The 26,470-nt window shown below is 71.3% G+C and carries 16 protein-coding genes; 7 read left to right on the top strand and 9 right to left on the bottom strand.

The features are described from left to right. Window positions 1-125: 125 nt before the first annotated feature. Window positions 126-761 carry a TetR/AcrR family transcriptional regulator gene (locus ABZ382_RS08605; RefSeq protein WP_357085784.1) on the bottom strand — a complete coding sequence of 212 codons (636 nt, stop codon included), beginning with the start codon at window positions 759-761 and terminating at the stop codon, window positions 126-128. Window positions 762-879: 118 nt separating this feature from the next. Here ABZ382_RS08605 and ABZ382_RS08600 point away from each other — a divergent pair, with 118 nt between their 5' ends. Both ABZ382_RS08600 and ABZ382_RS08595 read left to right on the top strand, forming a co-directional pair. Next, window positions 880-2,322 (top strand): MFS transporter, encoded by a 1,443-nt coding sequence (locus tag ABZ382_RS08600; protein ID WP_357085782.1) that lies wholly within the window; start codon window positions 880-882, stop codon window positions 2,320-2,322. Then, window positions 2,319-3,005, top strand: coding sequence for an SGNH/GDSL hydrolase family protein (locus ABZ382_RS08595; protein WP_357085780.1), 687 nt, complete (start codon window positions 2,319-2,321; stop codon window positions 3,003-3,005). The genes ABZ382_RS08600 and ABZ382_RS08595 overlap by 4 nt, the downstream gene beginning before the upstream one ends. A gap of 91 nt (window positions 3,006-3,096) precedes the next feature. On the opposite strand, the gene ABZ382_RS08590 is transcribed toward ABZ382_RS08595, so the two are convergent. Further along, a complete protein-coding gene (locus tag ABZ382_RS08590) occupies window positions 3,097-3,447 on the bottom strand; it encodes a hypothetical protein (protein ID WP_357085779.1) in 351 nt (116 codons plus the stop codon). 207 nt (window positions 3,448-3,654) lie between these two features. On the opposite strand from ABZ382_RS08590, the gene ABZ382_RS08585 reads away from it, so the two are divergent. After that, window positions 3,655-4,641 (top strand): glycosyltransferase family 9 protein, encoded by a 987-nt coding sequence (locus tag ABZ382_RS08585; protein WP_357085777.1) that lies wholly within the window; start codon window positions 3,655-3,657, stop codon window positions 4,639-4,641. Here the strand turns inward: ABZ382_RS08585 and ABZ382_RS08580 are convergent. After that, window positions 4,638-5,549, bottom strand: coding sequence for an EamA family transporter (locus ABZ382_RS08580; protein WP_357085775.1), 912 nt, complete (start codon window positions 5,547-5,549; stop codon window positions 4,638-4,640). The two genes, ABZ382_RS08585 and ABZ382_RS08580, sit on opposite strands and share 4 nt — an antisense overlap. A gap of 98 nt (window positions 5,550-5,647) precedes the next feature. Continuing rightward, window positions 5,648-5,974 carry a metalloregulator ArsR/SmtB family transcription factor gene (locus ABZ382_RS08575; RefSeq protein WP_357085773.1) on the bottom strand — a complete coding sequence of 109 codons (327 nt, stop codon included), beginning with the start codon at window positions 5,972-5,974 and terminating at the stop codon, window positions 5,648-5,650. 257 nt (window positions 5,975-6,231) lie between these two features. Between ABZ382_RS08575 and ABZ382_RS08570 the strand changes: the two genes are divergently transcribed. Both ABZ382_RS08570 and ABZ382_RS08565 read left to right on the top strand, forming a co-directional pair. Then, window positions 6,232-6,861, top strand: coding sequence for a M23 family metallopeptidase (locus tag ABZ382_RS08570; RefSeq protein ID WP_357085771.1), 630 nt, complete (start codon window positions 6,232-6,234; stop codon window positions 6,859-6,861). A 194-nt stretch (window positions 6,862-7,055) separates the two neighbouring features. Continuing rightward, window positions 7,056-8,096, top strand: a complete 1,041-nt coding sequence (locus ABZ382_RS08565; protein WP_357085769.1) for a hypothetical protein — start codon at window positions 7,056-7,058, stop codon at window positions 8,094-8,096. On the opposite strand, the gene ABZ382_RS08560 is transcribed toward ABZ382_RS08565, so the two are convergent. Continuing rightward, entirely contained in the window at window positions 8,047-8,373 is a 327-nt protein-coding gene (locus ABZ382_RS08560; RefSeq protein ID WP_033086730.1) for a hypothetical protein, read from the bottom strand. The genes ABZ382_RS08565 and ABZ382_RS08560 overlap by 50 nt on opposite strands. Before the next feature lie 196 nt (window positions 8,374-8,569). Between ABZ382_RS08560 and ABZ382_RS08555 the strand changes: the two genes are divergently transcribed. After that, a complete protein-coding gene (locus ABZ382_RS08555) occupies window positions 8,570-8,905 on the top strand; it encodes an RNA polymerase-binding protein RbpA (RefSeq protein WP_213555785.1) in 336 nt (111 codons plus the stop codon). A 69-nt stretch (window positions 8,906-8,974) separates the two neighbouring features. Here ABZ382_RS08555 and ABZ382_RS08550 read toward each other — a convergent pair whose 3' ends face one another. After that, window positions 8,975-10,063: a helix-turn-helix transcriptional regulator gene (locus ABZ382_RS08550; protein ID WP_357085767.1), complete on the bottom strand. Its 1,089-nt coding sequence runs from the start codon at window positions 10,061-10,063 to the stop codon at window positions 8,975-8,977. A 128-nt stretch (window positions 10,064-10,191) separates the two neighbouring features. Here ABZ382_RS08550 and ABZ382_RS08545 point away from each other — a divergent pair, with 128 nt between their 5' ends. After that, window positions 10,192-10,611 carry an ester cyclase gene (locus ABZ382_RS08545; RefSeq protein ID WP_357085765.1) on the top strand — a complete coding sequence of 140 codons (420 nt, stop codon included), beginning with the start codon at window positions 10,192-10,194 and terminating at the stop codon, window positions 10,609-10,611. On the opposite strand, the gene ABZ382_RS08540 is transcribed toward ABZ382_RS08545, so the two are convergent. The 3 genes from ABZ382_RS08540 to ABZ382_RS08530 all read right to left on the bottom strand — a co-directional run bounded on the left by ABZ382_RS08540 (window position 10,605) and on the right by ABZ382_RS08530 (window position 26,160). Then, complete coding sequence (locus tag ABZ382_RS08540; RefSeq protein ID WP_357085957.1) at window positions 10,605-11,387, bottom strand: ABC transporter permease; 783 nt, start codon at window positions 11,385-11,387, stop codon at window positions 10,605-10,607. The two genes, ABZ382_RS08545 and ABZ382_RS08540, sit on opposite strands and share 7 nt — an antisense overlap. Before the next feature lie 110 nt (window positions 11,388-11,497). After that, complete coding sequence (locus ABZ382_RS08535) at window positions 11,498-12,490, bottom strand: ATP-binding cassette domain-containing protein (RefSeq protein ID WP_357085763.1); 993 nt, start codon at window positions 12,488-12,490, stop codon at window positions 11,498-11,500. Next, entirely contained in the window at window positions 12,487-26,160 is a 13,674-nt protein-coding gene (locus tag ABZ382_RS08530) for an amino acid adenylation domain-containing protein (RefSeq protein ID WP_357085761.1), read from the bottom strand. The genes ABZ382_RS08535 and ABZ382_RS08530 overlap by 4 nt, the downstream gene beginning before the upstream one ends. Window positions 26,161-26,470 lie beyond the last annotated feature (310 nt).

The following is a 26,470-nucleotide window of genomic DNA, read 5'->3' as shown; positions in this document are numbered from 1 at the left end:
AACCGGCTGCGCCCGAACTGCATTCACGCATACCGCGCATTCAGGTCGAGGTTGACGATCGGTGCATCGAGTGCAAACCGGCGATGCGCGAACCGATTACGAATTCCCGCAGGTCACGGCCGTGATCACCGCTGCGGCGCGGAACCGAGCAGGCCGTCGATGATCGCGCGCGCCGTCGGCAGCGCCGCCTCATCGCCCAGACGGGTGGCGGTGTTCGCCGCCGAGACCACCGCGTCGAACTGGAACGCGACCGCCCGCGGGTCCAGTCCGGTCATCGCGCCCTGCTCCTGGGCGCGGCCGATCTCCGCGGCCAGCACCGTGAACCAGTCCTCGCGATCGGCGGCCAGCGCGTCGCGCACCGGGCCGGGGCGGCTGTCGAACTCGGGCTGGCACGCGCCCCGGAAGCAGCCGCCGGGCAGCACCGGCTCACCGATGTAGTCGAACCAGCGGTCCATCAGCGCGCGCAGCCGCGGCAGGCCCGGGTCCGCGGTGAGGGCCGGGCGCACGACCGTGTCGACGAACACCTCGCGCGCGGCGGCCACCGCGGCCAGTTGCAGGTTCTCCTTGCTGCCGAACAGGGTCGCCACCCCGGACTTGCTGACCCCGAGGTCCTCGGCCAGCCGCCCCAGACTCAACCCCGTCAGCCCTTCGACCGAGGCGACATCGGCGGCGTGGCGGGCGATGCTCGCGCGGGCCCGCGCGCCCTTGAGCCGACGCTGATCGGAAATCTCCTGGTCGGAAGCGTGTACCGGTTCGTCCATGAATCCATCCTCGCATCACCTGTTGCGTAAACGCACGATCGGTCGTACTTTTCAACAATACGAACGATCGTGCGTACTGTTTTGATTCCGCTCCCGACCCTCATGCAGAGAGCCCGTCATGACCGACACCACCCACCGTCCAAGCGCCGACACCTCCCCACCCGGACCCGCCACCACCCCGACCGCCCCCGCCGGCTCCGGCCGCGCGGCCACACTCGCCCTGCTCGTCGCCTCCGGCGCGGCCTTCATGTCCTTCCTCGACCTGTCCGTGGTCAACATCGCCTTCCCCGAGATCACCCGCGACTACCCCCACACCGCCGCCGGCACCCTCACCTGGGTGGTCAGCGGCTACGCCGTCGCCTTCGCCGCCCTGCTCACCCCCGCCGGGCAACTCGCCGACACCCTCGGCCGCGGCCGCGTATTCCTCACCGCCCTGGCCGGATTCGCCCTCACCTCCCTGCTGTGCGCCCTCGCGCCCGGCGCCGAATGGCTCATCGCCGGACGATTCCTGCAGGGCGGCACCGCGGCCTTCCTCATTCCCGCCGGACTCGCGCTCGTCCTGAGCAGCAGCCCACCCGAACGCGTCGGCATGGCCATGGCCGCCTGGACCGCCGCGGGCGGATTCGCCGCGACCGTCGGCCCGGCCGTGGGCGGGGCACTCGTGGACTGGTTCGGGTGGCGGTCGGTCTTCGTCATCAACGTGCCCATCGCGGCCGCACTCATCGCCGCCGGATGGCGACTGGCCCGCGGCGAACACCGGCAGCCGCACGGACTGCCCGATCTGCTCGGGGCCGTGGCCACCGGACTCGGCATCGGCGCCGTCGTCGCCGCGGTCACCCAAGGCCCGCAATGGGGTTGGACCGACGCCCGCACCCTGGGCAGCGCGCTGATCGGGGTCCTCCTGCTGAGTCTGGCGTTGTGGCGGTCGCGGCGGCATCCGCGCCCGGCCATCGCCATCGGACTGTGGCGCAGCCGCGCCTACGCCCTCGTCAACGCCGTCTCGTTCGTCTTCGGCGCCACCATGTTCGCGTGGCTGCTGGCCGGACCGCTGTGGCTCGACGCCATCTGGCAGTACTCCGTGCTGGAGTCCGCGGCGGCCATGAGCATCGGCGCGGTCGCCTCCATGGTCACCGCGGTCGTCGCCGGACGCGCACCCGTACCGTGGCAGCGGTGGCTCGGCGTGCTGGGCGCGCTGATGTTCGCCGCATCCACCTTCTACATGAGCACCGGGGTCTTCGACACCGAGCCCGCGCTCTGGTCCGGGTGGGTGCCCGCCGGAATCCTGGGCGGCGGCGGCATCGGCATCCTCATCACCGTGCTGGGCACCGCCGCCGCGCGGGCGCTGCCGCCGCAGCGGTTCGCGGCCGGGGTCGGCATGAACATCACCGCCCGCCAGTCCGGCGGCGCGCTCGGGGTCGCCCTGCTGGCCGCGGTGTTCGCCGCCCATCCCGGGCAGCCGCTGACCGCCTTCCACACCCTGTTCGCGTGCTGTGCCGTCATCGCCGTCATCACGGCCGTGCTCGCGGCGCTGCCCGTCCGCACCGAGGAGACACCCGCATGACCGACCGCACCGAGAACACCGATCCCTACACGCTCTCCGACGCGGCGGCCGCCGCCATGTTGCGCGCGGTGCCGTTCCGCCGCCTCGCGGTCATCGGCGACTCCACCGCCGCGGGCACCGGCGACCCGTGGCCCGGCTATGAAACCGTGTCGTGGGCGGACCGATTGGGCCGCTGGCTGCACACCGCGCACCGCGACGCCGCCTACCTCAACACCGGCGTGGTCGGTGCGGTCATCGCCGACGTACGCGCCGGGCAACTGTCCGCGCTCGAGGAGTTCGCACCGGATCTGGTGGTCGTCTCCTGCGGCGGCAACGACCTGTTCCTGCGCGACGCCAGTCCGCTGACCGTGGAAGCCGACCTCGACGACCTGTGCGCGAGCGTCGCAGCCACCGGCGCGCGACTGGCGTTGTTCACCCTCGCCGACGCTCACACCGGGCGACTGGCCCCGCTGCGGCCGCGGTTCGCCGAGTTCGCGCAGTCGATCCGTCGCATCGCCCACCGCCGCGACGCCGTTCTCACCGAGTTCTGGGACCACCCCGCGCGGCTGCGCGCGGACTGGCTCTCGACGGACCGCATCCACCTCACCATGGCCGGGCACGCCGTGGTCGCGGCCGAACTCGCCAAGAGCCTGGCCCGTCACCACGCCCGCGAGGTGCCGCCCGAACTCATCGGACGGCCCTGACCCCGAAACGACCGATGCCGCATCGAGTGCACCTACGCACCCGATGCGGCATCGCCGTCATATGTTGTCCGACAAGCCCTCTCGCGGAGGATCACTTCCAGAGGGCGGCGACCAGCACGTTCAGGATCGCCAGGCCACCCGCGGCGTGGGTCATCCACGCCACCTCCTTGCCGCGCTTGGCGTCGGCGCGACCCATCTCGGCGAACGCGGCCACCGCCACGGCCACCACCAGCTTGGTGATGATCTTCGCCATGTTCGGGTCCTTGTGCAGCGAGTCGATCGACTCGGCCATGCCCACCAGGATCACGCCGGTGAGGACCTGCACGCGCGCGCCCCACACCATCAGTTCCGACACTCGCGGCTGCGCGGCGGCGTACCCGCCGACCACGGCCGCCATACCCAGCAGATGAGCCGTCACCATGAGGTTGTAGACGAAGGTCATGGGTGTCACGGTAGTCGATCGCAACCCCTCAACGACAGCCGGTAGTACCCGCGATTTTTCGCGAATCGGACACGGAGGCACCGACTGTCCGTGCGGACCGGTCCGAGGGTTTCACCCCCGGACGGGCCGGGTAGTCCTCACCCGATGGTCCCCGCACGTGGTGGACCGAGGCGTCGTGGGCAGCGTGGCCGGCTAGGAGAGGGTGCAGTGGCGGTTGTACTAGTGCTGCGAGCACGTGGACTCGGTGATCTACTCACCGCGGTTCCCGCGTTGCGCGCGTTGCGCCGGGCCCGGCCCGGCGACCACATCGCACTCGCCGCACCCCACCGCCTCAAACCGATCGTCGACCTCATCGCCTGCGTCGACGAGATGATCCCGGTCAACGACTTCGGGCTGCGCTGGGACGGCCCCGCGCCCGCGCTCGCGGTCAACCTCAACGGCCCCGGCGCCGACGGCATCGTGGAACTCTCGCGCACCCGCCCCGAACGCATTCTGTCCTACCGCAATCCGGCCTTCCCCGACCTCGCCGGGCCTGCCTGGGAACCCGACATGCACGACGTGGACCGCTGGTGCCACCTGCTCGAATACGACGGCATCGCCGCCGACCGCCGCAACCTGGGCCTGGTGCCGCCGGTCGCCACCACCAGCCACCGCGACGCCGTCGTCGTCCACATCGGCGCGGGCGCACCCGCCCGCCGCTGGCCACCCGACCGGTTCGCCGCGGTGGTCCGGCACCTGCTGGTGCAGGACCGCGAAGTCGTGCTGACCGGTGACGAATCCGAACGCGAGACCGCGCTCGGCGTCGCCTCCCGCGCGGGACTCTCACCGGCACGAGTCCTCGCGGGCCAGCAGAACCTCATCGAACTGGCCGCCACCGTCGCCGAAGCCACGCTCGTGGTCTGCGGCGACACCGGCGTCGCGCACCTGGCCGCCGCCTTCGGCACCCGCACCGTGCAACTGTTCGGCCCCAACCCGCCCAGCCGCTGCGGCCCGCCCCCGCACCTGCTCGGTCGCCACGCCGTGCTGTGGGCCGGACAGTCCGGCGACCCGGACGCCGACGCCATCGACCCCGGACTGCTGAAGATCGGTGTCCCCGAGGTGATCAACGCCGCCGACAAGCAACTGCGCAAACGCCCCTGGCCCGGCACCGGCCTCGACCGCCGCACCCAGCAGGCCTACCGGCGCGTCGGCTAGACCCCCGCATCGGTGGGGGGCACCCGCGGATCCCGTTGCCCGGCACTGACACTCAACGCCGCCATCACCGACCCGATCCCGGCCAGCTCCGCCACACCGGGCCGCTGGGCCAGCGCGACCGCCCCGATCACCGCCGCCGTCGCCGGCAGCAAGGCCAGCAACAGCGCGAACCGGGCACGACCCACCCGGCGCAGCACCACCTGATCCAGGGCATAGGGCACCGCGCTCGACAACACCCCGACCCCCACACCCAGCAGCCAGGTCCGCGGATCGGCGAAAACGGCCGGGGCGAGCACACATTGACGGGTCACCAGGATCGGAGCCAGCACGATCGCCGACACCGTCGTCCCGATCGCCAGCGCGTCCATCCCCGAACCCGTATCGGCCACCCGCTTACCCAGCAGGATGTAGCCCGCCCACAGCGCACCCGCCAGCACCGCGAACCCGACACCGCCCGGCCCGGCATCCGACGACACCCCCGCCAGCAGGAAGACCCCGGCCGCCACGAGCAGGACGGCCGGCAGATCCCGGGCCCGGCGGGAACCCAGCGCCGCCACCGCGATCGGGCCCAGGAACTCGATGGCCACCGCGGTCCCGAGCGGAATCCGCGCGATCGCCTCATAGAAGGCGATGTTCATCCCGAGGGTGACCACCCCGAACCCGGACGCCACCAGCACCGCGCGCCGCGTCCAGCGGGAGCGCCACGGCCGCCGCCAGATCAGCAGCGCCACCCCGGCCGCCGCGGCCCGCAGCCAGGCGACCGTCGCCGGCTCGACCGTGTCGAACAACCCCACGCCGATCGCCGCGCCCGCGTACAGCGACACGCCGCTGACGATGAAGACGAAGGGGACCGACCAGCCGGGCAGACCCACGCGGCGTTGCCGCTGCACTCCGACCGACGTACCCACCTCGACACCGTATCGCCCGCTCGAGCAGGCGGGTCGCGGCACGGCGGGGCGTTCCCGGCCCGCGGGACGCCACCGCGCCCGGGCACGGGCCCGGTCGGCTACTCGCCTTCCGGTGCGGCCTTGGCCTCCGACAGCGCGGCCGAGTAGGCGGCGATGGCGCTGGGCCAGAACTGCTCGAGGTAGTCGCGGGCGTCGGCCAGGCCGCGCGGGTCCAGGGAGTACAGGCGGCGGTTGCCCTGGGGGCGCATCATCACCAGGCGGGCCTCACGCAGCACCTTCAGATGCTGGGAGACCGCCGAGCTGGTCACGCCCAGGGCCTCGGCGATCTCACCGACCGCCTTCGGGCCTTGCGGCAGGGACTCGAAGACCGCGCGCCGGGTGTCGTCGGCGAGCGCCCTGAGCACCTTCACTCCATTAGTGGGCACTTACATAGAGTGGCCCGAAGTCGATCACCGGTCAATACACGCGTTATCGACACAAGCCAACGTCATCACAAAATTACCTGCGTGTCGTTATCAACTCGTAACAGTCGAACTGGGCTTTTGTACCAATGTGACGGTCGCAACAGGGTTTCTGAACGCGAGCTGAGATCTCGTAGCTTCGAGACATGCCCGTAACCGATTCGTTATCCCGCTTCCGGGGAACCGGCCGATACCGAGCAGCCGCGACCCGCGCCGTTGCCGTGACCGCCCTCGTCGGCGCGTCCATGGCCGCCCTCGTCGCCACCGACCCCGACGTCGCGCACGACTCCGTCGCCAACGCCGCCGTCGTGGAAGGCGAGTTCACCGCGTTCACCCCGCCCGAGGCGCAGCAGCCCCAGATCGTGCCGCAGGAAGTCATCGACTACCTCAACGGCCTCAACATCCCGCTGCCGCCGCTGCCCGGCATTCCGCCCGCGCCGGCCCGTCCCGCCACCGTGCGGCCCGTCGACGGCCCGCTGACCTCCGGCTTCGGCATTCGCTGGGGCGCCATGCACGCCGGCATCGACTTCGGCGACGGCTTCGGCACCCCGATCCGCGCCGTCACCGACGGTACCGTGATCGAGGCCGGCCCCGCCTCCGGCTTCGGCCTGTGGGTGCGCGTGCAGCAGGACGACGGCACCATCGGCGTCTACGGCCACATGCAGGACATCCTGGTCGGCGTCGGCCAGCAGCTGCGCGCCGGCGACGTGCTCGCCACCGTCGGCAGCCGCGGCTACTCCACCGGCCCGCACCTGCACTACGAGGTGCACACCGCCCCCGGCGCGCCCATCGACCCGATCGGCTGGCTGGCCGGTCGCGGCGTCGATTTCGGTGTCGCCCCCGCGGACTAGACCCACCCGAACCCCCTCGGCCACTCCGAGCACCGATGAGGGGTGCACGGATCGGTTTGTGCGACAACGTCGTCCGCACGATGGAGAACGGCCCCGGCACTACCGCCGGGGCCGTTTCTCATACCCGGGTACGGGGTGTCCACAACACCGCCGGGGGACGTGCGCCAGCGCATCGCGAACCTACCGTCAGCCCCATGACCACGCTCGATCGTCCGACGCTCGCGCCGCTCACCGACCCCGCCCCCGCCCGCCGACTGCACCGGCCGCTGCTCGCCACCACCGCCGCCATGGCCGCGCTGGCCCTGTTCTGCCTGTGCGCCATGGTCTTCGACGACCGCGCGCTGCTCGGCGAGACGGTGTGGCTCAAACCCCTCAAGTTCGCCATCGCCATGGTCCTGTACTGCGGCACCCTGGCCTGGCTGGTGTCCTTCCCGCACCGCGGGCAGCGCCTGACCTGGTGGATGGGGACGGTCTTCGCCGCCACCGCCATCGCCGACGTCGGGTTCGTCGTCGTCCAGGCCGCGCGCGGCACCTTCAGCCACTTCAACACCGAGACCGACGCGTTCAACACCATCGGCCAGAAGGTGTTCATGACCGGAGTACCGGGACTGTTCCTGGCGAATCTGGTGATCGCGGTGACCCTTTCGTGGCAGCGCGTCACCGACCGCCCCACCTCCATGGCCATCCGCACCGGCCTGGGCATCGCGGTCTTCGGCATGGCGCTGGGCTACACGATGGGCTACAGCGGCAAACAGCACACCACCGACGCCTACGGGCACCCGGTCACCCTCGCCGCGGGCCACACCGTCCAACACGGGCAGCCGACCGTCCGCGACGGGGTCGCGGGCATGCCGCTCACGCACTGGAGCACCACCGGTGGTGACGTGCGGATCGCGCACTTCGCGGGCCTGCACGGCATCCAGCTGCTCATCATCGCCGCCATCGTGCTGGCCCGCCTCGCCCCCACCGTGGGGTGGCTGCGCGCCGAACGCACCCGCGCCCGGCTGATCGGGGTGCTCGCGCTCGGCTACACCGGCCTGGTGGCGACGCTGCTGTGGCAGGCGCTGCGCGGGCAGCCCGTGACCTCGCCCGATGCCGAAACCCTCACCGCGCTCGGTCTTGTCGCCGCCGTCACGGCCGCGGGGATCACGCTCGTGTACGCGCTGAGCGGCCGCACCGGCGAGGTCAGCGCAGCCGTTCGGCCTCGCGGGTCAACGCCACCAATGTCGCGGTGAGATCGGCCAGTTCGATCATCTCCGCGCCCTCGGAGACCGCGGTGGCCACATCCTCGGCGGCACAGCGGGCGGCGAACCAGCGGTCGGACAGATCCGACACCTCCTGGGCGCTCAGGACCACCGAATCCTCGGGAATGCCGGTGCCCTTCACACTGTTCCGATGCTCGTACGCCCGCTGGCGACACGATTGCCGGCAGTACCGGCGGCGGCGTCCGATCTCCGATTCGGCGATCTCCCGCCCGCACCACTGGCAGCAGGACAGCACGCGTCGAGACATGGTCCGAGACAATAGCGGTTTCCGGCCCCGACCGGGTGCAGTGGCACGCCGCAGCAAACCGGGCGACCCGCACGGGTAGGATGGCAGGGTTCTCCCCACGGGAACCGAAACGTGCGCGGCGGCGTTGACACTACGTACCGCAGCTGCAGAAACACTGAAGTAGAACATTGCCGACAGGCGAGAAGGGACCGCACTCATGGCAGATCGCGTACTCCGGGGGTCTCGGCTCGGAGCGGTGAGCTACGAGACCGACCGCGACCACGACCTGGCGCCGCGTCGGATGGCGCGGTACCGCACCGACAACGGCGAGGAATTCGACGTCCCGTTCGCCGACGACGCCGAAATCCCCCCGACCTGGCTGTGCCGCAACGGCCAGGAGGGCACGCTCATGGAGGGCACCACCCAGGAGCCCAAGAAGGTCAAGCCGCCCCGCACCCACTGGGACATGCTGCTCGAGCGTCGCAGCAAGGAAGAGCTCGAGGAGCTGCTGCAGGAGCGCATGGACTTGATCAAGTCCCGCCGCCGCGGCTAAGCCGCACAGCGACACGACGACACGGGTCCCCCGCACCATCGGTGCGGGGGACCCGTTCTGTGTCGAGGGTCAGTGGGGTGAGCCGTAATGGGCGGCAAGCAGATTGGCGACCAGGTCGCGACGGCTGCGGACCCCGGACTTCTCGAAGATCGACTTCAGGTGCTGCTGCACCGTCAGCGGTGAGACCACCAGGGTGTCGGCGATCTGGCGGGTCGAGTTGCCCGCCAGGACCAACGCGGCGATCTGGTGTTCGCGCGGGGTCAGCGGGTAGGCGGCCAGTTTCAGGGGCGCGATCTCCGGGGCGCGAGCCGGTTCGAGAATGACCGCGATCGGGCCCTCGGGGTCCGCGCCCGGGTCGGTATGCAGCCGGGAAGCATGAGCCACCAGCCAGCGACCCGCACGGGTGCGCAATCGAACGCGGGGCACCGCAGGCGAATTCGGATCCAGTTCCAGACTGCGCAGGCGCATGGCGACGGCCACGATCGCCTGCGGCAGTGTCTCGCGCGCGGGCTGGTCGGCGAGCTCGGCCAGGAGGACGCTCGCCTCCGGGGTGCGGGCCAGCACGGTCCCGGCGTCGTCGAGCAGCAGCAGGCCGGGCGTGGGCTGCCCATCCGGGCCGGTCTCCACCTCCGACAACAGCACCGCCGCGCGCAGGCCCTCGGCCAGATGCGCAGTCATGGCGTGCACGAACCCCACCTCATCCGCGCGGAAGCCCGCCGGTGAGGGCTCCCGGTGCAGGCACAGCACACCCCAGCAGCTCTCCCCGGTCCGCAATGCCGCGCGCAATTCGTCGCCCATGCCGAGTGGGGCCAGGATGTCCCGGTAGCGGGCGCTGGCCTCCGGGGCGCCCCGGGTGGCGTCGAACAGGGTGCTAACCGGGTCGGGAGCGGCGGCGAGCGCCCGGAAGTGGTTCACGTCGTCGTCGAGGAACTCGTTGGCCAAGAACATGGGCGTGGCCGCGGCGGGGATCTCGTCGATCACCGAGCCGGTGAACAGGACGGTGGCCGGGTCGGTGGTGGCCGCCCAGTAGGCGGCGATCGGGACGGCGGCACGCAGCGCGCTCAGCGATTCGGTGAGAACCGTTCCCGCGTCCAGACCGGAGTGGCACAGGCGGACGATCTCACGCCGTGCCCGATCCGTCGATCGGTGCTGCCCCACCATCTCAGGCTACGGCCGCACCGGCGCCCACGGGATACCAGTTTTCTGGAATGTTCCCGGCGGCCGCGAGCGCGCACAGTCGATACGAGGGCTCACCGCGAGCCCCGACCACCGATCGAGGAGTGATCATGTCCGAGTCGAACAAGGCGCTGATCGAGCGCTTCGTGAACGAATTCTGGAACGCGGGCCGACTGGCGGCGGCCGGCGAGCTGATGGCCCCCGACGTCGTCATCCACGCCCCGGAGGTCGGCGGGATCGAGGGCCTCGCGGCGTTCAACACCGCCATCCGCACCGCCTTCCCCGACTGGCATTCGACGATGGAAGAGATGGTGGAGGAAGGCGATCGGGTGGCCGAACGCTGGACCGGCCACGGCACCCAACTCGGCGAGTTCCAGGGAATTCCGGCGACCGGCCGCACGGTGTCGGTGCCCGGCGTCGTGTTCTACCGGGTCCGCGACGGCCGGATCACCGAATTCCGTGGCTCTTTCGACATGTTCGCCCTGCTGGGTCAGCTGGGCGCGCTGCCGCAGGCCCAGCCCGCTCAGTGACTGGCGACCTTGCGGTACTGGACCAGGGCCAGCGGCACCGCGATCGCCAGGATGCCCACCGAACACAGGATCGAGTACTCGACACAGTGGTCGGCGGCCCAGCCGGTGGCCGGGGTGAACGAGGGCGGTGACCCGTTGCCGAACAGTTTGCGCCCGGCCGCCGACACCGCGGTGATCGGATTCCAGGCGGCCACCGTGCGCAGCGGACCGGGCAGCGTCTCCCCGGAGATGAATGCCGAGGAGATGAACGTCAGCGGGAAAAGCCAGATGAGCCCGGCACTCTGGGCCACCTCGACACTCGGCGACATGAGCCCGGTGATCGCGCCCACCCACGACATGGCGAAGGCGAACAGCAGGATGACCGCGAACGCCAGCACCGCGTCCATGATCGCCCCGTTGATCCGCCAGCCGACCACGTACCCGCACGCCACCATGACCGCGAGCGCCAGGATATTGACCACCAGGTCGGACAGGGTGCGGCCCATCAGCACCGCCAGCCGCGACATGGGCAGCGTCCGCATCCGGTCGATGATGCCCTTGTGCAGGTCGTTCGCCAGGCCGACGGTGGTGAAAGCCGCGTTGAAAGCGACTGTCTGCGTGAAGATTCCGGCGAGCAGGAACTCCCGGTACTGGCTGCCGCCCAGCGACGCGCCGAAGATGTAGGCGAACAGGAACACGAACATCAGCGGCTGGATGGTGGCGGTCACCAGCAGGGTGGGCACGCGCAGAATGGTGATCAGGTTGCGATAGGCGACGATCGCGCTGTCCCGCACCACCCGCGGTAACAGGATCGCGGGCCCCTCACCGGCCGGGCGGACGTTCTGCTCCTCGGCGGTGGCCGCCGTCTCCTCGCCCGGAGGCGCTTCCGGGTCGGCGGGCAGGGTCGTCACGACAGGATCTCCTCTTGAACTGACTCGGTGGCGGGCACATCGATCTTGCGGTCGGCGGATTTGCCGGTGAGAGACAGGAATACGTCGTCGAGGCTGGGGCGGTGCACGGTCGCGTCGAGCACGTGCACGCCGACGTCGTCGAGGCGGCGCAGCGCTTCGACCATGGTGCGGGTGCCGTCGCTCACGACCACGGTCAGCCCGTCGGTGGATTCGTCGTACTCCGGTTCGCCGATGCCGACCCCGGCCAGTACGCGCCGGGCGGGGGCGGGATCCTGTCCGGCGGCCAGGGTGACGGTGAGTTTGTCGCCGCCGATGGAGGTCTTGAGTTCGTCGGCCGACCCGCGGGCGATGACCCGCCCGCGGTCGATGACGGTGATGCGGTCGGCCAGCAAGTCGGCCTCTTCCAGGTACTGGGTGGTGAGCAGCACGGTGGTGCCGTCGTCGACCAGTTCGCCGATGACCCGCCACATGTCCAGTCGCCCACGGGGATCCAGCCCGGTGGTGGGCTCGTCGAGCACCACCACCGGAGGTCTGCACACCAGTGCCCCGGCGAGGTCGAGCCGCCGCGCCATACCGCCGGAATAGGTGCCGGCCCGGCGCCCGGCCGCGTGGTCGAGCCCCAGCGCCGATAAGAGCTCGGTGGCGCGGTCGGTGGCCTTCTTGTGGTTCATGCCGTACAGCCGGGCCACCATGCGCAGGTTCTCGAAGCCGGACAGATTGGCGTCGATGGCCGCGTATTGGCCCGACAGACCGATCCGGGTGCGGGCCCGCGCCGGATGCTTGAGCACGTCGACGCCCGCCACCTGCACCGTGCCGGAGCTCGGGCGGAGCAGGGTGGTGACGATGCGCACGGTGGTGGTCTTGCCCGCGCCGTTGGGCCCGAGCAGGCCCATCACGGTGCCGCTCGGGATCGCCAGATCGATCCCGTCCAGCACCCGGACCTTGCCGTAATACTTCACCAGCCCTTGGACTTCCACGGCCAGACTCATCGCGTACCTTCCCGCCGGGCTTCGATCTCCGCCAGCTGATCCCGCAGCACCGGCCCGATGACGGCGAGGGATTCCGGCGTGGTCATGCCGGCGTGCGTGCAGCGCACCAGCTGGTCGTGCACCACGCCGGTGACGTGGGGTCGCCAGGCCGCGGCGCAGCGCGCCGGGTCCGCCCGGTTGATCTCGTCGTCGGCGGCGGTGAAGAACACCAGGTCGCCGTCGAAGACCCGCGGCCGGAAGCCGTGCGCCTGGGCCGTGCCGTTCTCGTATCCGGTGTAGAGCCGTTCCAGGTGTTCGATCGTGAGCGCCGCGAACGGCCCGGAGCGGCCGCGCAGCAGTTCGGCGGCCTCCTGCAGGGTCAGGCGCGGATCGATGTCGGCGTCGCCGCCGAGCAGGTCGGATCCGAATTCGGCGATGATCGAGGCCACCGACGGCATGGCCTGCTCGAGCCACCGGTCGGAGAGCTGGTAGCTGTCCATCATGCCGAGCAGCGCCACCTCGTCGCCGCCCTCCTGCAGCTGCACCGCCACCTCGTGGGCGATGAGACCACCCAGCGACCAGCCCAGCACATGGTAGGGACCTTCCGGCTGCACCGATTTCATGTGCGCCACATAGTATTTCGCGGCTTCGGCGATGGTCCGGTGGCTTTCCTCGCCCGCCACGTGCGGCGCCTGCAGGCCGTACACCGGCCGTTCGGGCGGCAGGTGCGACAGCAGTCCGGCGAAGCACCAGGACAGGCCGATCGCCGGATGCACGCAGAACAGCGGCGGCACCGTCGAATCCGTGCTCGGCCGCAGCGGCAGCACCGCGCCGAGCGCCGCGGTCAGCGCCGCCCCGACATCGCCGTCGGCCGAGGACAGGCGGGCGGCGATGGCGGCCGGCGTGGATTCGCCGAACATGGCCTGCACGGGCAGGTCGATCCCGCCGGCCCGCAACTGCGCGACCACCTTGGTGGCCAGCAGGGAGTTGCCGCCCAGTTCGAAGAACCCGTCGTCCACGCCGACCTGGCGGTCCGCGCCGAGGCCGAGCACGTCCGCGAACGCCGCGCACAGGGCGGCCTCGATCGGGCCGGTCGGCGCCCGGTAGCCCTCGCGGGCCGCGAACACCGGTTCCGGCAACGCCTTCCGGTCGAGTTTGCCGACCGGCGACAGCGGCACCCGGTCCAGCAGCATGATCGACTGCGGCACCATGTAGTTGGGCACCAGGGCGGCCATGTGCGCGGTGAGCTCGGCCGGGGTGGGCGCGGTTCCGGTGCGCGGCTTCACGTACGCCACCAGCGCGGTGGACCCGGCCGGGGTGCGGTGGCCTATGGTGGTCGCGAACTCCACCGCCGGATGCTTGGCCAGCGCCGCGTCGATCTCGCCGAGCTCGATGCGGAAGCCGCGGATCTTGACCTGATGGTCGGTGCGGCCCACGTAGTCCAGATCCCGTGCGCTGCCGTCGCGTTCGAGCCAGCGGACCAGGTCGCCGGTGCGGTACATGCGGGCGCCCGGCTTGCCGAACGGGTTGGCCACGAACCGCTGCGCGGTCAGGCCCGGGCGGCGCAGGTAGCCGCGGGCCAGGGCCGCGCCGGCCAGGTGCAGTTCACCGGTGACCCCGGCGGGGGCCGGGTGCAGGCGCGTGTCCAGGACGGTCGCGCCGACACCGCGGATGGGCCCGCCGATGGTGATCTGCCCGCCGGGCGTCAGGGGCTGCGAGATCACCGTCACGATGGTGGTTTCCGTCGGCCCGTACACGTTGTAGAGCTTGCGGCCGGACGCCCACCGGGTGACCAGGTCCGGCGGCAGCGCCTCGCCGCCGACCAGCACGTGGCGCATCGCGGTCACGGCCGACGGGTCGACGGTGCCCAGCGCCGAGGTGGTGATGAAGGCGTGGGTGATGCCCTCGTCGACGAACACCTTCCCCAGCTCCTCGCCGCCGACCACGCCGGGCGGGGTGATGACGAGGGTCGCGGCGCCGCCGAGCGCGAACAGCAGGTCGAGCATGGCGGCGTCGAAACTCGGTGTGGCGAAGTGCAGCACGCGGCAGCCGGGCCCGACGTCGAACCGCTGCGCGGTCTCGGCGGCGAAGTTGGACAGGCCGCCGTGGGTGACGACCACGCCCTTCGGGATACCCGTGGACCCGGAGGTGTAGATGACGTACGCCGGGTTGTCCATGCGCAGCGGCGAGACGCGCTCGCTGTCGCGGATGGGCGCGTCGGAGGTGGCCAGCACGCGACGCCGGAACGACGGCGCGTCCAGCACGGTCCAATTGGCGCCGTCGGGCATGCGCTCGCGGTGCGTGGACAGGGTGATGCCCACGGCGGCACCGGAATCCAGCAGCATGTGGCTGATCCGCTGCTCCGGGTACCCGGGGTCGACGGGCACGAAGGCGGCGCCGGCCTTGGCGATGGCGAGGGTCACCGCCACCGATTCGGCCGACCGCGGAATGCCCATGGCGACCAGGGTTTCCGGTCCGACGCCGTACCCGATCAGGACCCGGGCGAGCCGGTTGGTCCAGCGGTCGAGGGCGTCGTAGGAGATCTGGGTGCCGGCCGAGCGGACCGCGATGGCGGCCCGGTTCAGGTTGGCGGCGGCCTCGAACACCTGCGGGAAGGTGATCGGCAGACCGGGTTCCGCGCCGCGCACGGGCGCGAGGGCCGTCCACTCGGCGGTGTCGAGCAGGTCGAGATCGCCGATCGCGGTGCTCGGGTGCCCGGCGGCCGCGCCGAGCAGCCGCACGAACCGCTGGCCCAGTCCCTGGGCGGTGTCCTCGTCGAACAGGTCGGCGGCGTAGTTGACCGAGACGGTGATGCCGTCGGGTTCGCGTGCCGCGGTCCAGGACTCGGTGACGGTGAACTGCAGGTCGAACTTGGCGATGCCGGGGTCGGCGTCGTCGGCCTCGATCCGCAGGCCCGGCAGTTCGAGCACCCGCACGGGCTGGTTCTGCACCGACAGCATCACCTGGAACATCGGGTGATGGGCCTGCGAGCGGACCGGGTTGAGCACCTCGACCAGCCGCTCGAACGGCACGTCGGCGTGCGCGAACGCCTCCAGGTCGGTGTCGCGGACCGTGCGCAGCAGATCAGCGAAGCTGGCGCCGCCGTCGATGCCGGTGCGCAGCACCAGGGTTCCGACGAACATGCCGACCAGCCGGTCCAGCGCGGGGTGGCCGCGCCCGGCGATGGGCGTGCCCACGGCGATGTCGTCGGCGGCGGTCAGCCGGTGCAACAGTGCCGCGAGTGCCGCGTGCAGCACCATGAACATGGTGACGCCGTGTTCGGCTGCCAGCGCCTGCAATTCGCGGTGGGTGAACGGGTCCAGCGCGCATTCCACCGTGCCGCCGCGATAGGTCGGGGCGGGCGGGCGCGGCCGGTCCGACGGCACCGAGAGCAGCTCGGGCAGCCCGTCCAGGGCGCGCCGCCAGTAGGCGAGCTGGCCGCTGATCACCGATTCCGGATCGTCCTCGCGGCCCAGCACATCCTGCTGCCACAGCGTGTAATCGGCGTACTGGATGGGCAGTTCGGGCCATTCGGGGGCCTGCTTGGCGACGTGCGCCCGGTAGGCGGCGGCCACGTCGGCGGCGATCGGTTGCAGCGACCAGCCGTCCATGGCGATGTGGTGCACGACCAGCACCAGCACGTGCTCGGTCCGGTCGCCGGGCAGGCGCAGCAGGGCCGCGCGCAGCGGCACGCTGGTGGCCAGGTCGAAGCCGCCGGCGGTGACGCGACGGATCTCGCCCGGCACCTCGGCCTCGGTCACGGACCGGATCGGCAGCCCGACGGCGGCCTCGCCCGGTTCCAGGATCTGCTGGCAGGGTTCGCCGTCGATCTCGGGGAACACGGTGCGCAGCGTCTCGTGACGCTCCTGCACCTCGTGCAGGGCCGCACGCAGTGCCGGGACGTTCAGTTCGCCGTGCAGGCGCAGGGCGACCGGAACGTTGTAGGCGCCCAGCGCTTCCCCGTTCTCCCCGGAGCCGTTGAACTTCTCCAGGAACCACAGCCGCCGCTGCGCCGCCGAGAGCGGGATCCGCTCGGGACGGGTGCGCCGGCGCGGTTCCGGGCGCAGGTCGTCGGAGGCGGAACCGACGTCCAGCGCGGCCGCGAGCCCGGCCACGGTCGGGGTGGCGAACACCGCCCGCACCTCGAGCCGCACCCCGGTGGCGGTGGCCAGCCGGGCCACCAATTGGGTTGCCAGCAGCGAGTTTCCGCCGACCTCGAAGAAGCTGTCGTCCGCGCCGACCCCCGGCGCGCCGACCAGTTCCCCGATCACCTCGGCGACCAGGCGCTCGGTGTCGGTCTCCGGTGCGCGCGAGACCGAGGCGAGCAGCGCCGCGGGCGGCGGCAGCGCGTCACGGTCCAGCTTGCCGGTAGGGGTGAGCGGAATATGGTCGAGCACGGTGAGCGAACTCGGAACCATGTGCGCGGGCAGGTGTCCGGCGCAGTGGCCGCGCAGCTGCTCGAGGTCGGGCGTGCCGCCGTCGGCGGGCAGCACGAACGACACGATGCGCCGCACGCCGGCGATCTCGCGGACCTCGGTGTGCGCGAAGCGGATCGCGGGATGCGCGGTGAGCACGCCGTCGATCTCGCCGAGCTCGATGCGGAAGCCGCGCACCTTCACCTGGTGGTCGGTGCGACCCAGGTAGACGATGTCGCCGTCGGCGCTCCAGCGCACCACGTCACCGGTGCGGTAGACCCGTGACCCGGGCGGGCCGAACGGGTCGGCCACGAAGCGGGCCGCAGTCAGCTCGAACCGTTCGAAATAGCCGCGCGCGCCACCCTGTCCGCCGAGGTACAGCTCGCCGGGGACGCCGACCGGGACCGGCCGCAGACGCTCGTCGAGGACCAGCGCCCGCGCGCCCCGCACCAGCTTGCCGATGGTGACCGGCTCCCCGACCGCGAGCGGGCCGGCGATGGTGATGACGACGGTGGTCTCGGTGGGCCCGTAGCCGTTGAACATCATGCGGCCGGGAGCCCAGCGCGCCACCAGTTCCGGACCGCATGCCTCGCCGCCGACCATGACCGACCGCAGGTGCGGCAGCGGCCAGCGCTCGCGGTCGATGGTGGCCAGCGCGGCCGGGGTCATGAAGGTGTGGCTGATCTGTTCGCGATCCATGAGCGAGGCCAGTTCGTCGCCGCCGTACACGTCGGGCGGGACGATGATCATGGTCGCGCCGGAGCCGACCGCCAGCAGCAGGTCGAAGATGGCGGCGTCGAAGCTCGGGGACGCGAAATGCATGGCCCGCGAGTCCCGTTCGACCCGCATGCGCTCGCGGATCTCGTCGGCGAAGTTGGACAGGCCGCCGTGGGTGACGGCGACGCCCTTGGGTTTTCCGGTCGAACCGGAGGTGTAGATGATGTAGGCGAGGTCCACCGTCCACAGGGTGGCGGTGCGGTCGGCGTCGGTGATCGCGGTCTCGTCGAGCACCTCGAGCACTTCCAGCAGCTCCGGATCGTCGAGCAGCAGCCAGTCCACCGGGTCCTCCCCGGCCGCGGCGTGCAGCGCGTCCGCGTGCTCGGTCATGCTGATCCCGACCCGGCAGCCGGAGTCGGTGAGCATGTGCCGCACCCGATCCGCCGGATAGTTCGGGTCCACCGGGACGAACGCGGCGCCGCACTTGGTGACGGACAGGGCCGCCAGCACCGATTCCACCGAGCGGGTCAGGCCGAGCGCCACCCGGTCGCCGGGGCCCAGGCCGCGGTCGATCAGGGCCCGCGCCAGGCGGTTCGAGTAGATGTCGGCTTCGCTGTAGGTCAGTTCGGTCTCGTCGAACCGCAGGAACACCCGGTCCGCGTTGAGGTGCGCGGTGGCCGCGAAGTAGGCGGCCAGGCTGCACTGCGGTTCGGGCACCGGGCCCCAGGCGGGGGTGAACATCTCGCGCTCGAGCTCGGTGCGCGCGTCGATGTCGCGGACCCGCACCTGCATGTCACCGGTGACGGCCTCGAACACCTGGACCAGGCGTTCGGCCAGGACGGTCACCGTCTGCTGCTCGAACAGCTCGGCGGCGTAGACGATTTCGAAGACGCGTGCGTCGGCGGCGAGGCCGGGCAGCACCCGCAGTTCCAGGTCGAACTTGGCCAGCGCGATGTCGAGCTCCTCGGCGTGCAGCGACAGGCCGGGCAGCCGCAGCACGGGCGCCGGGGTGTCCTGCACGCTCAGCGCCACCTGCAGCAGCGGGCTGGCGCCGAACCGGCGGTGCCGGTCCTCGCCGGACTGCAGTTCCTCCACGACCCGCTCGTAGGGCACCTCGGCGTTGGCCATGGCGGCCAGTTCGGTGTCGCGGTCGGCCTGCAGCAGTTCGGCGAAGGTGCGGTCGGGGTCCACGTCCGAACGCAGGATCAGCGTGTTGACGAACATGCCGACCAGGTCGTCGAGGCGGGTGTCGGAGCGCCCGGCGACGGGGGTGCCGATGACGATGTCGCGGCCGCCGGTGACCACCCGCAGCAGGACGGCCAGGGTGGAGCGCAGCACCATGAACAGGCTGACGCCGTTGGCCCGGGCGACCTCGGTGAGCCTGCGCTGCAGAGCTTCCGGCACCTCGAACCGCACCGTCCCGGCCCGCCCGGTGGGTTCGGCCGGACGCGGCCGGTCGTAGGGCAGGGGGAGTTCCTCGGGCAGGTCGGCCAGCGCGGCGCGCCAGTAGGCGAGCTGCGCGGCGGCGGCGCTCTCGGCGTCGGTGTCGGCGCCGAGGATGTCGCGCTGCCACAGGCTGAAGTCGGCGTACTGCACCGGCAGCGGCGTCCACGCGGGGGCCACGCCGCCGTGGCGGGCGGCGTAGGCGATGGCCAGGTCCTGGGTCAGCGGGCCCAGCGACCAGCCGTCGGCGGCGATGTGGTGCAGCGCGATGCCGAGCAGGTGCCGGCGGGTTCCGGTGCGCAGCAACGCCATCCGCAGCGGGATCTCGTGCGCCAGGTCGAAGCCGCGCCGGGCCAGCGAGCGCAGCGCCTTGCGGGCGCCGACATCGTCGGTCTCGACGACCTCGGGCACCGGCAGGCAGCCCGCGGTGTCGAGGACGACCTGGTAGGCGCCCTGCTCGTCCTCGGGGAAGACGGTGCGCAGCACCTCGTGGCGTTCCACCACGTCGGCCAGGGCGGCCCGCAGGGCGTCGATGTCCGGATCGCCGTCGATCCGCAGCACGAATGCGATGTTGTAAGCACTGGATTCGGGGGAATATCTGTTGAGGAACCACAGTCGCTGTTGCGGCAGCGACAGTGGTACGCGTTCCGGGCGCGGCGAGTGCACAGCCAGCGCGACACGCTGCGCCCGGGGCGCTTCCGCCAGGCGTACGGCCACCCCGGCCACGGTGGGCGACTCGAAGATGTCGCGCACCGGCAACTCCACCCCGAATTCGGCGTGCAGCGCCGCGGTGAGGCGGGTCGCCAGCAGCGAGTTGCCGCCGATCTCGAAGAAGTTGTCGTCCGCGCCGGGCGCGATCCCGCCCAGGATCGAGCCGAACACGAGCGCGACCTGCTGTTCCAGTTCGGTTTCCGGGGCGCGGGAGGCCGCGGCGGCCAGGAACTCGGGCGCGGGCAGCGCCTTGCGGTCCAGCTTGCCCGACGGGGTGACGGGCATGGCGTCGAGCACGGTCAGCGCCGAGGGCACCATGTAGCCGGGCAGCCGGCCGCGCGCGGTGTCGAGCACCCGGGCGGCGTCGACGGCGGTGTCGGCGGTGAGATAGGAGACCAGGCGCGGGATTCCGCGCTCGTCGTGGTGGACCAGGGTGAGCGCGAACGTGACGCCCGGGTGCGCGGCCAGCACATGGTCGATCTCGGCGAGTTCGATGCGGAAGCCGCGGATCTTGATCTGGTCGTCGGCGCGGCCCAGGAAGCGCAGCTGCCCGGTGCCGTCGGAGACCACCAGATCGCCGGTGCGGTACATGCGTTCGCCGCGACGGCCGTGCGGGTTGGCCGGGAAGCGTTGCGCGGTCAGGGCGTGCCGGCCCAGGTAGCCGCGGGCCAGGCCGGGCCCGGACAGGTACAGCTCCCCCGCCACGCCCGGCGGCACCGGGTGCAGGCGGCCGTCGAGCACGAACAGCCGCATCCCGCGCACGGGCAGGCCGATCGGCACGGGCTGCCCGGCCACCATGGGTCCGGTGGCGGTGGCGGCGACGGTGGCCTCGGACGGGCCGTACATGTTGTGCATGCGCCGGGCGGGCTGCCCGGGCCGTGAGTCCGGTGCGGTCCACACCGTCACCAGATCCTCGGGGCAGGCCTCGCCACCGACGATGACGGCTTCCAGCTGGGGCAGGTCGCCGGCGGGCACGGTGCCCAGGGCGGCGGGGGTGACGAACGCGTGCGTCACACGCTCCTCGCGCAGGATGCGCGCGAGCTCCTCACCGCCGAAGACGCCCGCGGGCACGACCACGATGGTGGCCCCGGCCGCGAAGCCGAGCAGCAGCTCCAGCACCGAGGCGTCGAAGCTGGGCGACGAGAAGTGCAGGGTGCGAGCCGAATCGGTGACCTTGAACAGATGCATCTGCTCGTGCGCCAGCGAGGCGATGCCCGCGTTGGTGACCACCACGGCCTTGGGCTTGCCGGTGGAGCCGGAGGTGTAGATGAGGTAGGCCGGGCCGGCGGTGCGCAGCGGGTGGTGGCGTTCGATGTCGGTGACCGCGGTGTCGGGGAACTGCGCGCATTCCGCGCCGAGCTGTTCGGAGCCGAGCAGCAGCCAGTCCACGTAGCTCTTGCGGTGCCGTCCCCGGTTGCCGGGCCAGGTGGTCGGCATGTCCGGTCGCCGTTCGGCATTGGTGATGCCGAGCATGGCCCCGGAGTCGGCGAGCATGTGGGCGATGCGGTCCGACGGGTAGTCGGGGTCGATGGGCACGTAGGCGGCGCCGGTCTTGGCGACCGACCACACCGCGAGGATGCTGTCGAGGCTGCGTGGCAGCGCGACGGCGACGACGACCTCGGGTCCGGCGCCGTGCTCGATCAGCACCCGCGCCAAGCGGTTCGAGCGTTCGTCGAGTTCGCGGTAGCTGGTGTCCTCGCCCAGGTAGCGCACGGCCACCGCGTCGGGGACGCGTTCGGCGGTGTCGGTGAGCATCCGGGCCAGGGTGGTGGCGGGTTCGCCGGGCGCACCCATGATGGGCACCAGTTTCGCGGTCTCGCGCACGTCCAGCAGCGGCAGGTCGCCGACCGGCAGCGCGGGCTCGGTGACCGCGGCGGCCAGCAACGCGCCGAAGCGGCGGGCGATGGCCGCGACTGTGGCGTGATCGAAAACATCGGCGGCGTAACCGAATTCGGCCGACAGCCCGGCGTCCTCGGCCGGGGTCCCGGACGGCTCGTGCACGGTCAGCTGCAAGTCGAACTTGGCGACGTCGGTGGCCATCGGCACCACTTCGCTGTCCACGCCGGGCAGGTCGACCCGCGTCTCGGGGCCGTTGTCGTAGGACAGCATGACCTGGAACAGCGGGTGCCGCGACGCCGACCGCTCCGGATTGACCACCTCCACGAGCCGCTCGAACGGGACGTCGGCATTGGCGAAGGCGTTGAGGTCGGTGTCGCGGACCTCGGTGAGCATGCGGTCGAATCCGGCGGCCGGATCCACCCGGGTGCGCAGCACCAGGGTGTTGACGAACATGCCGACCAGATCGTCGAGCGCGGGGTCGCTGCGCCCGGCGATCGGGGTGCCGATGGCGATGTCGGCGGTATTGCACAGGCGCGAGAGCACCACGGCCAGCGCGGCGTGCAACACCATGAAGGTGCTGACTCCGCGGTCGTGGGCAACGGTGGCCAGGGCGCGGCGGACCTCGGCGGGGATGGTGAATTCGACGGTCCCGCCGTCGGTCGAGCGCTGCCGCGGACGCGGGCGGTCCAGGGGCAGGTCCAGCTGGTCGGGCAGGTCGGCGAGGGCGGCGCGCCAGTAGGCCAGCTGCCGGGCCAGGGCGCTGGCCGGGTCGGTCTCGTCGCCGAGCAGTTCCCGTTGCCACAGTGCGAAATCGGCGTACTGCACCGGCAGCGGCGTCCACACCGGGGCCTCGCCCTGGGCGCGGGCGGCGACCGCGGTCATCAGGTCCTTGGTGAGCGGGTCGATCGACCAGCCGTCACCGCTGATGTGGTGCAGCACGACCAGCAGCAGGTGGGTGTCGGGGCCGGTGCGGTACAACGCCACCCGCACGGGGGCCTGACTGCGCAGATCGAAACCGTACCCGGCGAATTCGGTGGCCAGTGCGACGGCGTCGGCGTCCACGGTGGCGTCGATCGGGTCGAGGGTGAGCGGGATCTCGGCGGCCGGGTGGACGAGCTGGCAGGGCCCGTCGGGGGTGTCGGGGAAGGTGGTGCGCAGGCTCTCGTGCCGTTCCAGCACGTCGACCAGTCCGGCGCGCAGGGCCGGGATGTCCAGCGGCCCGGTCAGTTTCACCGCGAACGGCATATTGTAGGCGGCCGCGTGCTCGGCGAACCGGTTGAGGATCCACAGCCGCTGCTGGGCCAGGGACAGCGGAATCTGCTGCGGCCGTGGCCCGGCCGTCAGCAGCGGCTCGGGGCGCGCGGTTCCGTCGAGCTGCGCGGCGGAGAGCCGGGCGGCGAGCGCGGCCACGGTGGAGGTTTCGAACAGGTCGCGAATGGTGAGCGAGACGCCGAGCGCGGCATTGACGCGCGCCATGGCGCGGGCCGCGGTCAGCGAGTTGCCGCCCAGGTCGAAGAAGCTGTCCTGGACGTCGAGTTCGTCGGTGCCGAGCACCTCGGCGAAGATGCCGAGCAGCTGGCGTTCCATCTCGGTGCTGGGCTCGGCCGCGGGCCGGTCGGGGCGCCGGGCCCCCGCGTCCGGCTCGGGCAGCGCCTTGCGATCCACTTTGCCGTTGGCGCTCAGCGGTAGTTCGTCGAGGACCAGAACGACCGAGGGCACCATATAGCCGGGCAGGGTGCGGCGCAGCCCGGCGGTGAGCTCGATGGGGTCCAGCACCTCGACACCGGGGCCGGCGACCGCGTAGCCGACCAGCTCGTCGCCGCCGCGGCCGCGGCGGGCCACGCACACCGCGCGCGCGACCCGGGGGTCGGCGAGCAGGGCGGCCTCGATCTCGCCGAGTTCGATGCGCAGGCCGCGCACCTTGACCTGGAAGTCGCTGCGGCCCAGGTACTCCAGCACGCCGGTGCCACCGTTGCCGCGCCAGCGCACCAGGTCACCGGTGCGGTACATGCGGGCGCCGGGGGTGAAGGGGTTGGCCACGAACCGGTCGCCGGTGAGGGCGGCGCGGCCCAGGTAGCCGCGGGCCAGCTGCACGCCCGCCAGGTAGAGCTCGCCGACCACGCCGGGGGCGACGGGCTGCAGGCGAGCGTCGAGGACGTAGGTGCGGGTGTTCCAGACGGGCGCGCCGATCGGCACGTCGGTGGCGCCGGGCGTGCAGTGCCAGGCGGTGACGTCGACGGCGGCCTCGGTGGGCCCGTAGAGGTTGTGCAGTTGCGGCGCTTCGGGTCCGGTGCCCAGGGCGGCGTGGAACTCGGCGACGGTGGCGGCGGGCAGCGCCTCACCGCTGCAGAACACCCGCGCCAGGCCGGTGCAGCCGCTCACCTCGGTGTCGGTGAGGAACACCGACAGCATCGACGGCACGAAATGGGCCGTGGTGACGCCCTTCTCGGCGATGACCTGGGCCAGGTAGGCCGGATCGCGGTGTCCGTCGGGGGCGGCGATGACCAGGCGGGCGCCGATCTGCAAGGGCCAGAAGAACTCCCACACCGACACGTCGAAGGTGGCGGGCGTCTTCTGCAGCACGACGTCGGAGGGGTCGAGCGGGTAGGCGTGCTGCATCCAGCGCAGCCGGTTCACGATGGCGGCGTGGCTGACGCCGACACCCTTGGGCTTGCCGGTGGAGCCGGAGGTGAAGATGACGTACGCCAGGTGGTCGGCACGCAGCGGGGCGGTGCGGTCGGCGTCGGTGACCGGGCGGCCGGAGTGCGCGGCCAGATCGGCGGTGTCGATGTCGAATCGCGGTGCGAGATCGGGCAGTTCGATGCCGTCGGCGGCGGTGGTGAGCACGCACAGCGGCCGTCCCTGTTCGAGGACGGCGGCGATGCGGTCGGCCGGGTGGTCGGAATCGATGGGCAGGTAGGCCGCGCCCGCCTTGATGACGGCGTACATGCCGACCAGCAGGTCGAGGCCGCGGCGCATGGCCAGGCCGACGAGGGTGTCGGGGCCCGCGCCGCGCGCGACGAGTTCGCGGGCGAGGCGGTTGGCGCGCTCGTCGAGGGCGCTGTAGGTGAGCGTCTCGTCCTCGAAGTCCAACGCGATCCGGTCGGCGGACATGGCCGCCCGCTCGGCGAACAGCCCGGCCAGGGTGCCCTCCTGGGGGGCGACCTCGGTCGAATTCCATTCGTGCAGGACGTGTTCGCGTTCCAGGTCGGTGAGCACCGGCATGTCCACGACCACGGATTCGGGTGCGGCGGAGACGAATCGGCCCAGATAGTCCAGGAACCGGCTGTGGTGCATCGACAGTTCGATGTCGCCGTAGAGGCGCGGGTTGGCCTCGAAGTCGATGTGGGTGCGGTCGCCCAGGCCGTTGTAGAGGTTGATCGAGAGGTCCTCGACCGGGCCGGTGGACAGCACGTTGATCGAGCCCATCAGGCTGCCGAACTTCAGCTCGCTGTGGAAGAGCATGAGGTTGACCATGGGCCCGAAGAAGCCGCGCGAATCGCGCGAATAGCCGCAGTCGCGGCGGATGTCGTCACTGCGGTAGCGCTGGTGGCGCAGCGCGCCGGTGATCTGCAGTTCGACCGCGCGCACGGTGTCTGCGACGGTTTCGGCGCCGGTGAACTGCACGCGGATGGGCACCACGTTCGACACCACACCGGCCGAACGCCGCAGCGCCACGGTGGTGCGCGCGGAGACGGGCAGGCTGAGCACCACGTCCTGGGTGCCGGTGACCGCGCGCACGTAGCCGGCCAGGGCGGCGACGAACAGCGCGGAGGAGTTGGAGCCGAACGCGGTGGCGGCGGCCTCGATATCGGCCTCGACCTCGGGGGTGAGAACGGCGGTGGCGCTGCGGCGTCCGGCGTCGGAGATCGGGGCGACAGTGCCGTTGGCGGACAGCGTGAGTGGTTCGCCGACTCCGGCGAGCTGGGCGCGCCAGTAGTCGCCGTCGGAGACGAAGCGGGTGGTGTCGCGGTAGCGGTTCTCGTCGCCGTAGATGGTGGCCAGCGGTGTGGCGCGGGAGACCGTCGGTTCGGTGTGGTCCTCGAGCGCGGTGTAGATCTCGGCGGCGCGGGTGGTGGCGTTCATGGCGCCGTAGCCGTCGATCACGATGTGGTGGCCGCGGGTGTACCAGATCCAGTCGGCGTCGCCGATCTGGATCACCACATTGGTGGTGAGCGGGTCGTGCTCGATGTCGATGGGCGAGCTGGCGTGCTCGTGCATCCACTCGTGGGCCGCGGCGCGCGGGTCCGGCTCGCCGCGCAGGTCGACCCGGCCCCAGCCGGGGCGGCGCTCGAGGTCGACCACCTGGTGCGGGACGCCGTCGATCTCGAGCAGGCGGACGTGGCCGACCTCGCTCTCGGCGCCGAAGCGTTCGATGGCGTAGAGCAGCCGGCCGACGTCGAGGTCGCCGTGGATCTCGACGAACTGCGCGATGGTGAGGGGAATATCCGGCCTGATTCGCTGGGCGTACCAGAGGGCTGTCTGCGCTGGGGAGAGCACGAAAGGTTGGGCCGAGAATTCACCCGAAGAACATTGGTCGACACGGTCGGTGGCCAATGAACTCATCAAACACTCCGTTCTGACGCTGTAGACGCAACTCCCCGAGCCCCGAAAGAGTGATCACAAGGTCCTGGATGCCCGGCGTGCGCGCGCATGCGCGAGCCGTAGGACGTGATCCACGTCCTATGATTCGGAGCATCCCGCCGAGTGGATCGGTGGTGATCTCGAGTTGCCGCAACGAACAGCGTTGGCGGAACGCGGCTTTAGTTCAGTTACCGAACAGCAAACCTCACAGTATGCGCCCAACTCGCATAATGGAACGGTTTTGATTCGGACCTATCGGGAAATTCAACAAGCCCTGGCAACGAACTGGCGA

Origin of the sequence: Nocardia sp. NPDC005825 (assembly GCF_040630175.1) — a bacterium.
Lineage (GTDB): Bacteria > Actinomycetota > Actinomycetes > Mycobacteriales > Mycobacteriaceae > Nocardia.
Note: the sequence above shows the minus strand (reverse complement) of the source record. Positions and strands in the feature narration are given on the sequence as shown.

Coding starts and splice junctions, on each gene's coding strand:
- ABZ382_RS08555 (WP_213555785.1), top strand. CDS start 8,570: ATGGCAGATCGCGTACTCCGGGGGTCTCGGCTCGGAGCGGTGAGCTAC.
- ABZ382_RS08590 (WP_357085779.1), bottom strand. CDS start 3,447: ATGACCTTCGTCTACAACCTCATGGTGACGGCTCATCTGCTGGGTATG.
- ABZ382_RS08560 (WP_033086730.1), bottom strand. CDS start 8,373: ATGTCTCGACGCGTGCTGTCCTGCTGCCAGTGGTGCGGGCGGGAGATC.
- ABZ382_RS08605 (WP_357085784.1), bottom strand. CDS start 761: ATGGACGAACCGGTACACGCTTCCGACCAGGAGATTTCCGATCAGCGT.
- ABZ382_RS08545 (WP_357085765.1), top strand. CDS start 10,192: ATGTCCGAGTCGAACAAGGCGCTGATCGAGCGCTTCGTGAACGAATTC.
- ABZ382_RS08565 (WP_357085769.1), top strand. CDS start 7,056: ATGACCACGCTCGATCGTCCGACGCTCGCGCCGCTCACCGACCCCGCC.
- ABZ382_RS08535 (WP_357085763.1), bottom strand. CDS start 12,490: ATGAGTCTGGCCGTGGAAGTCCAAGGGCTGGTGAAGTATTACGGCAAG.
- ABZ382_RS08600 (WP_357085782.1), top strand. CDS start 880: ATGACCGACACCACCCACCGTCCAAGCGCCGACACCTCCCCACCCGGA.
- ABZ382_RS08595 (WP_357085780.1), top strand. CDS start 2,319: ATGACCGACCGCACCGAGAACACCGATCCCTACACGCTCTCCGACGCG.
- ABZ382_RS08530 (WP_357085761.1), bottom strand. CDS start 26,160: ATGAGTTCATTGGCCACCGACCGTGTCGACCAATGTTCTTCGGGTGAA.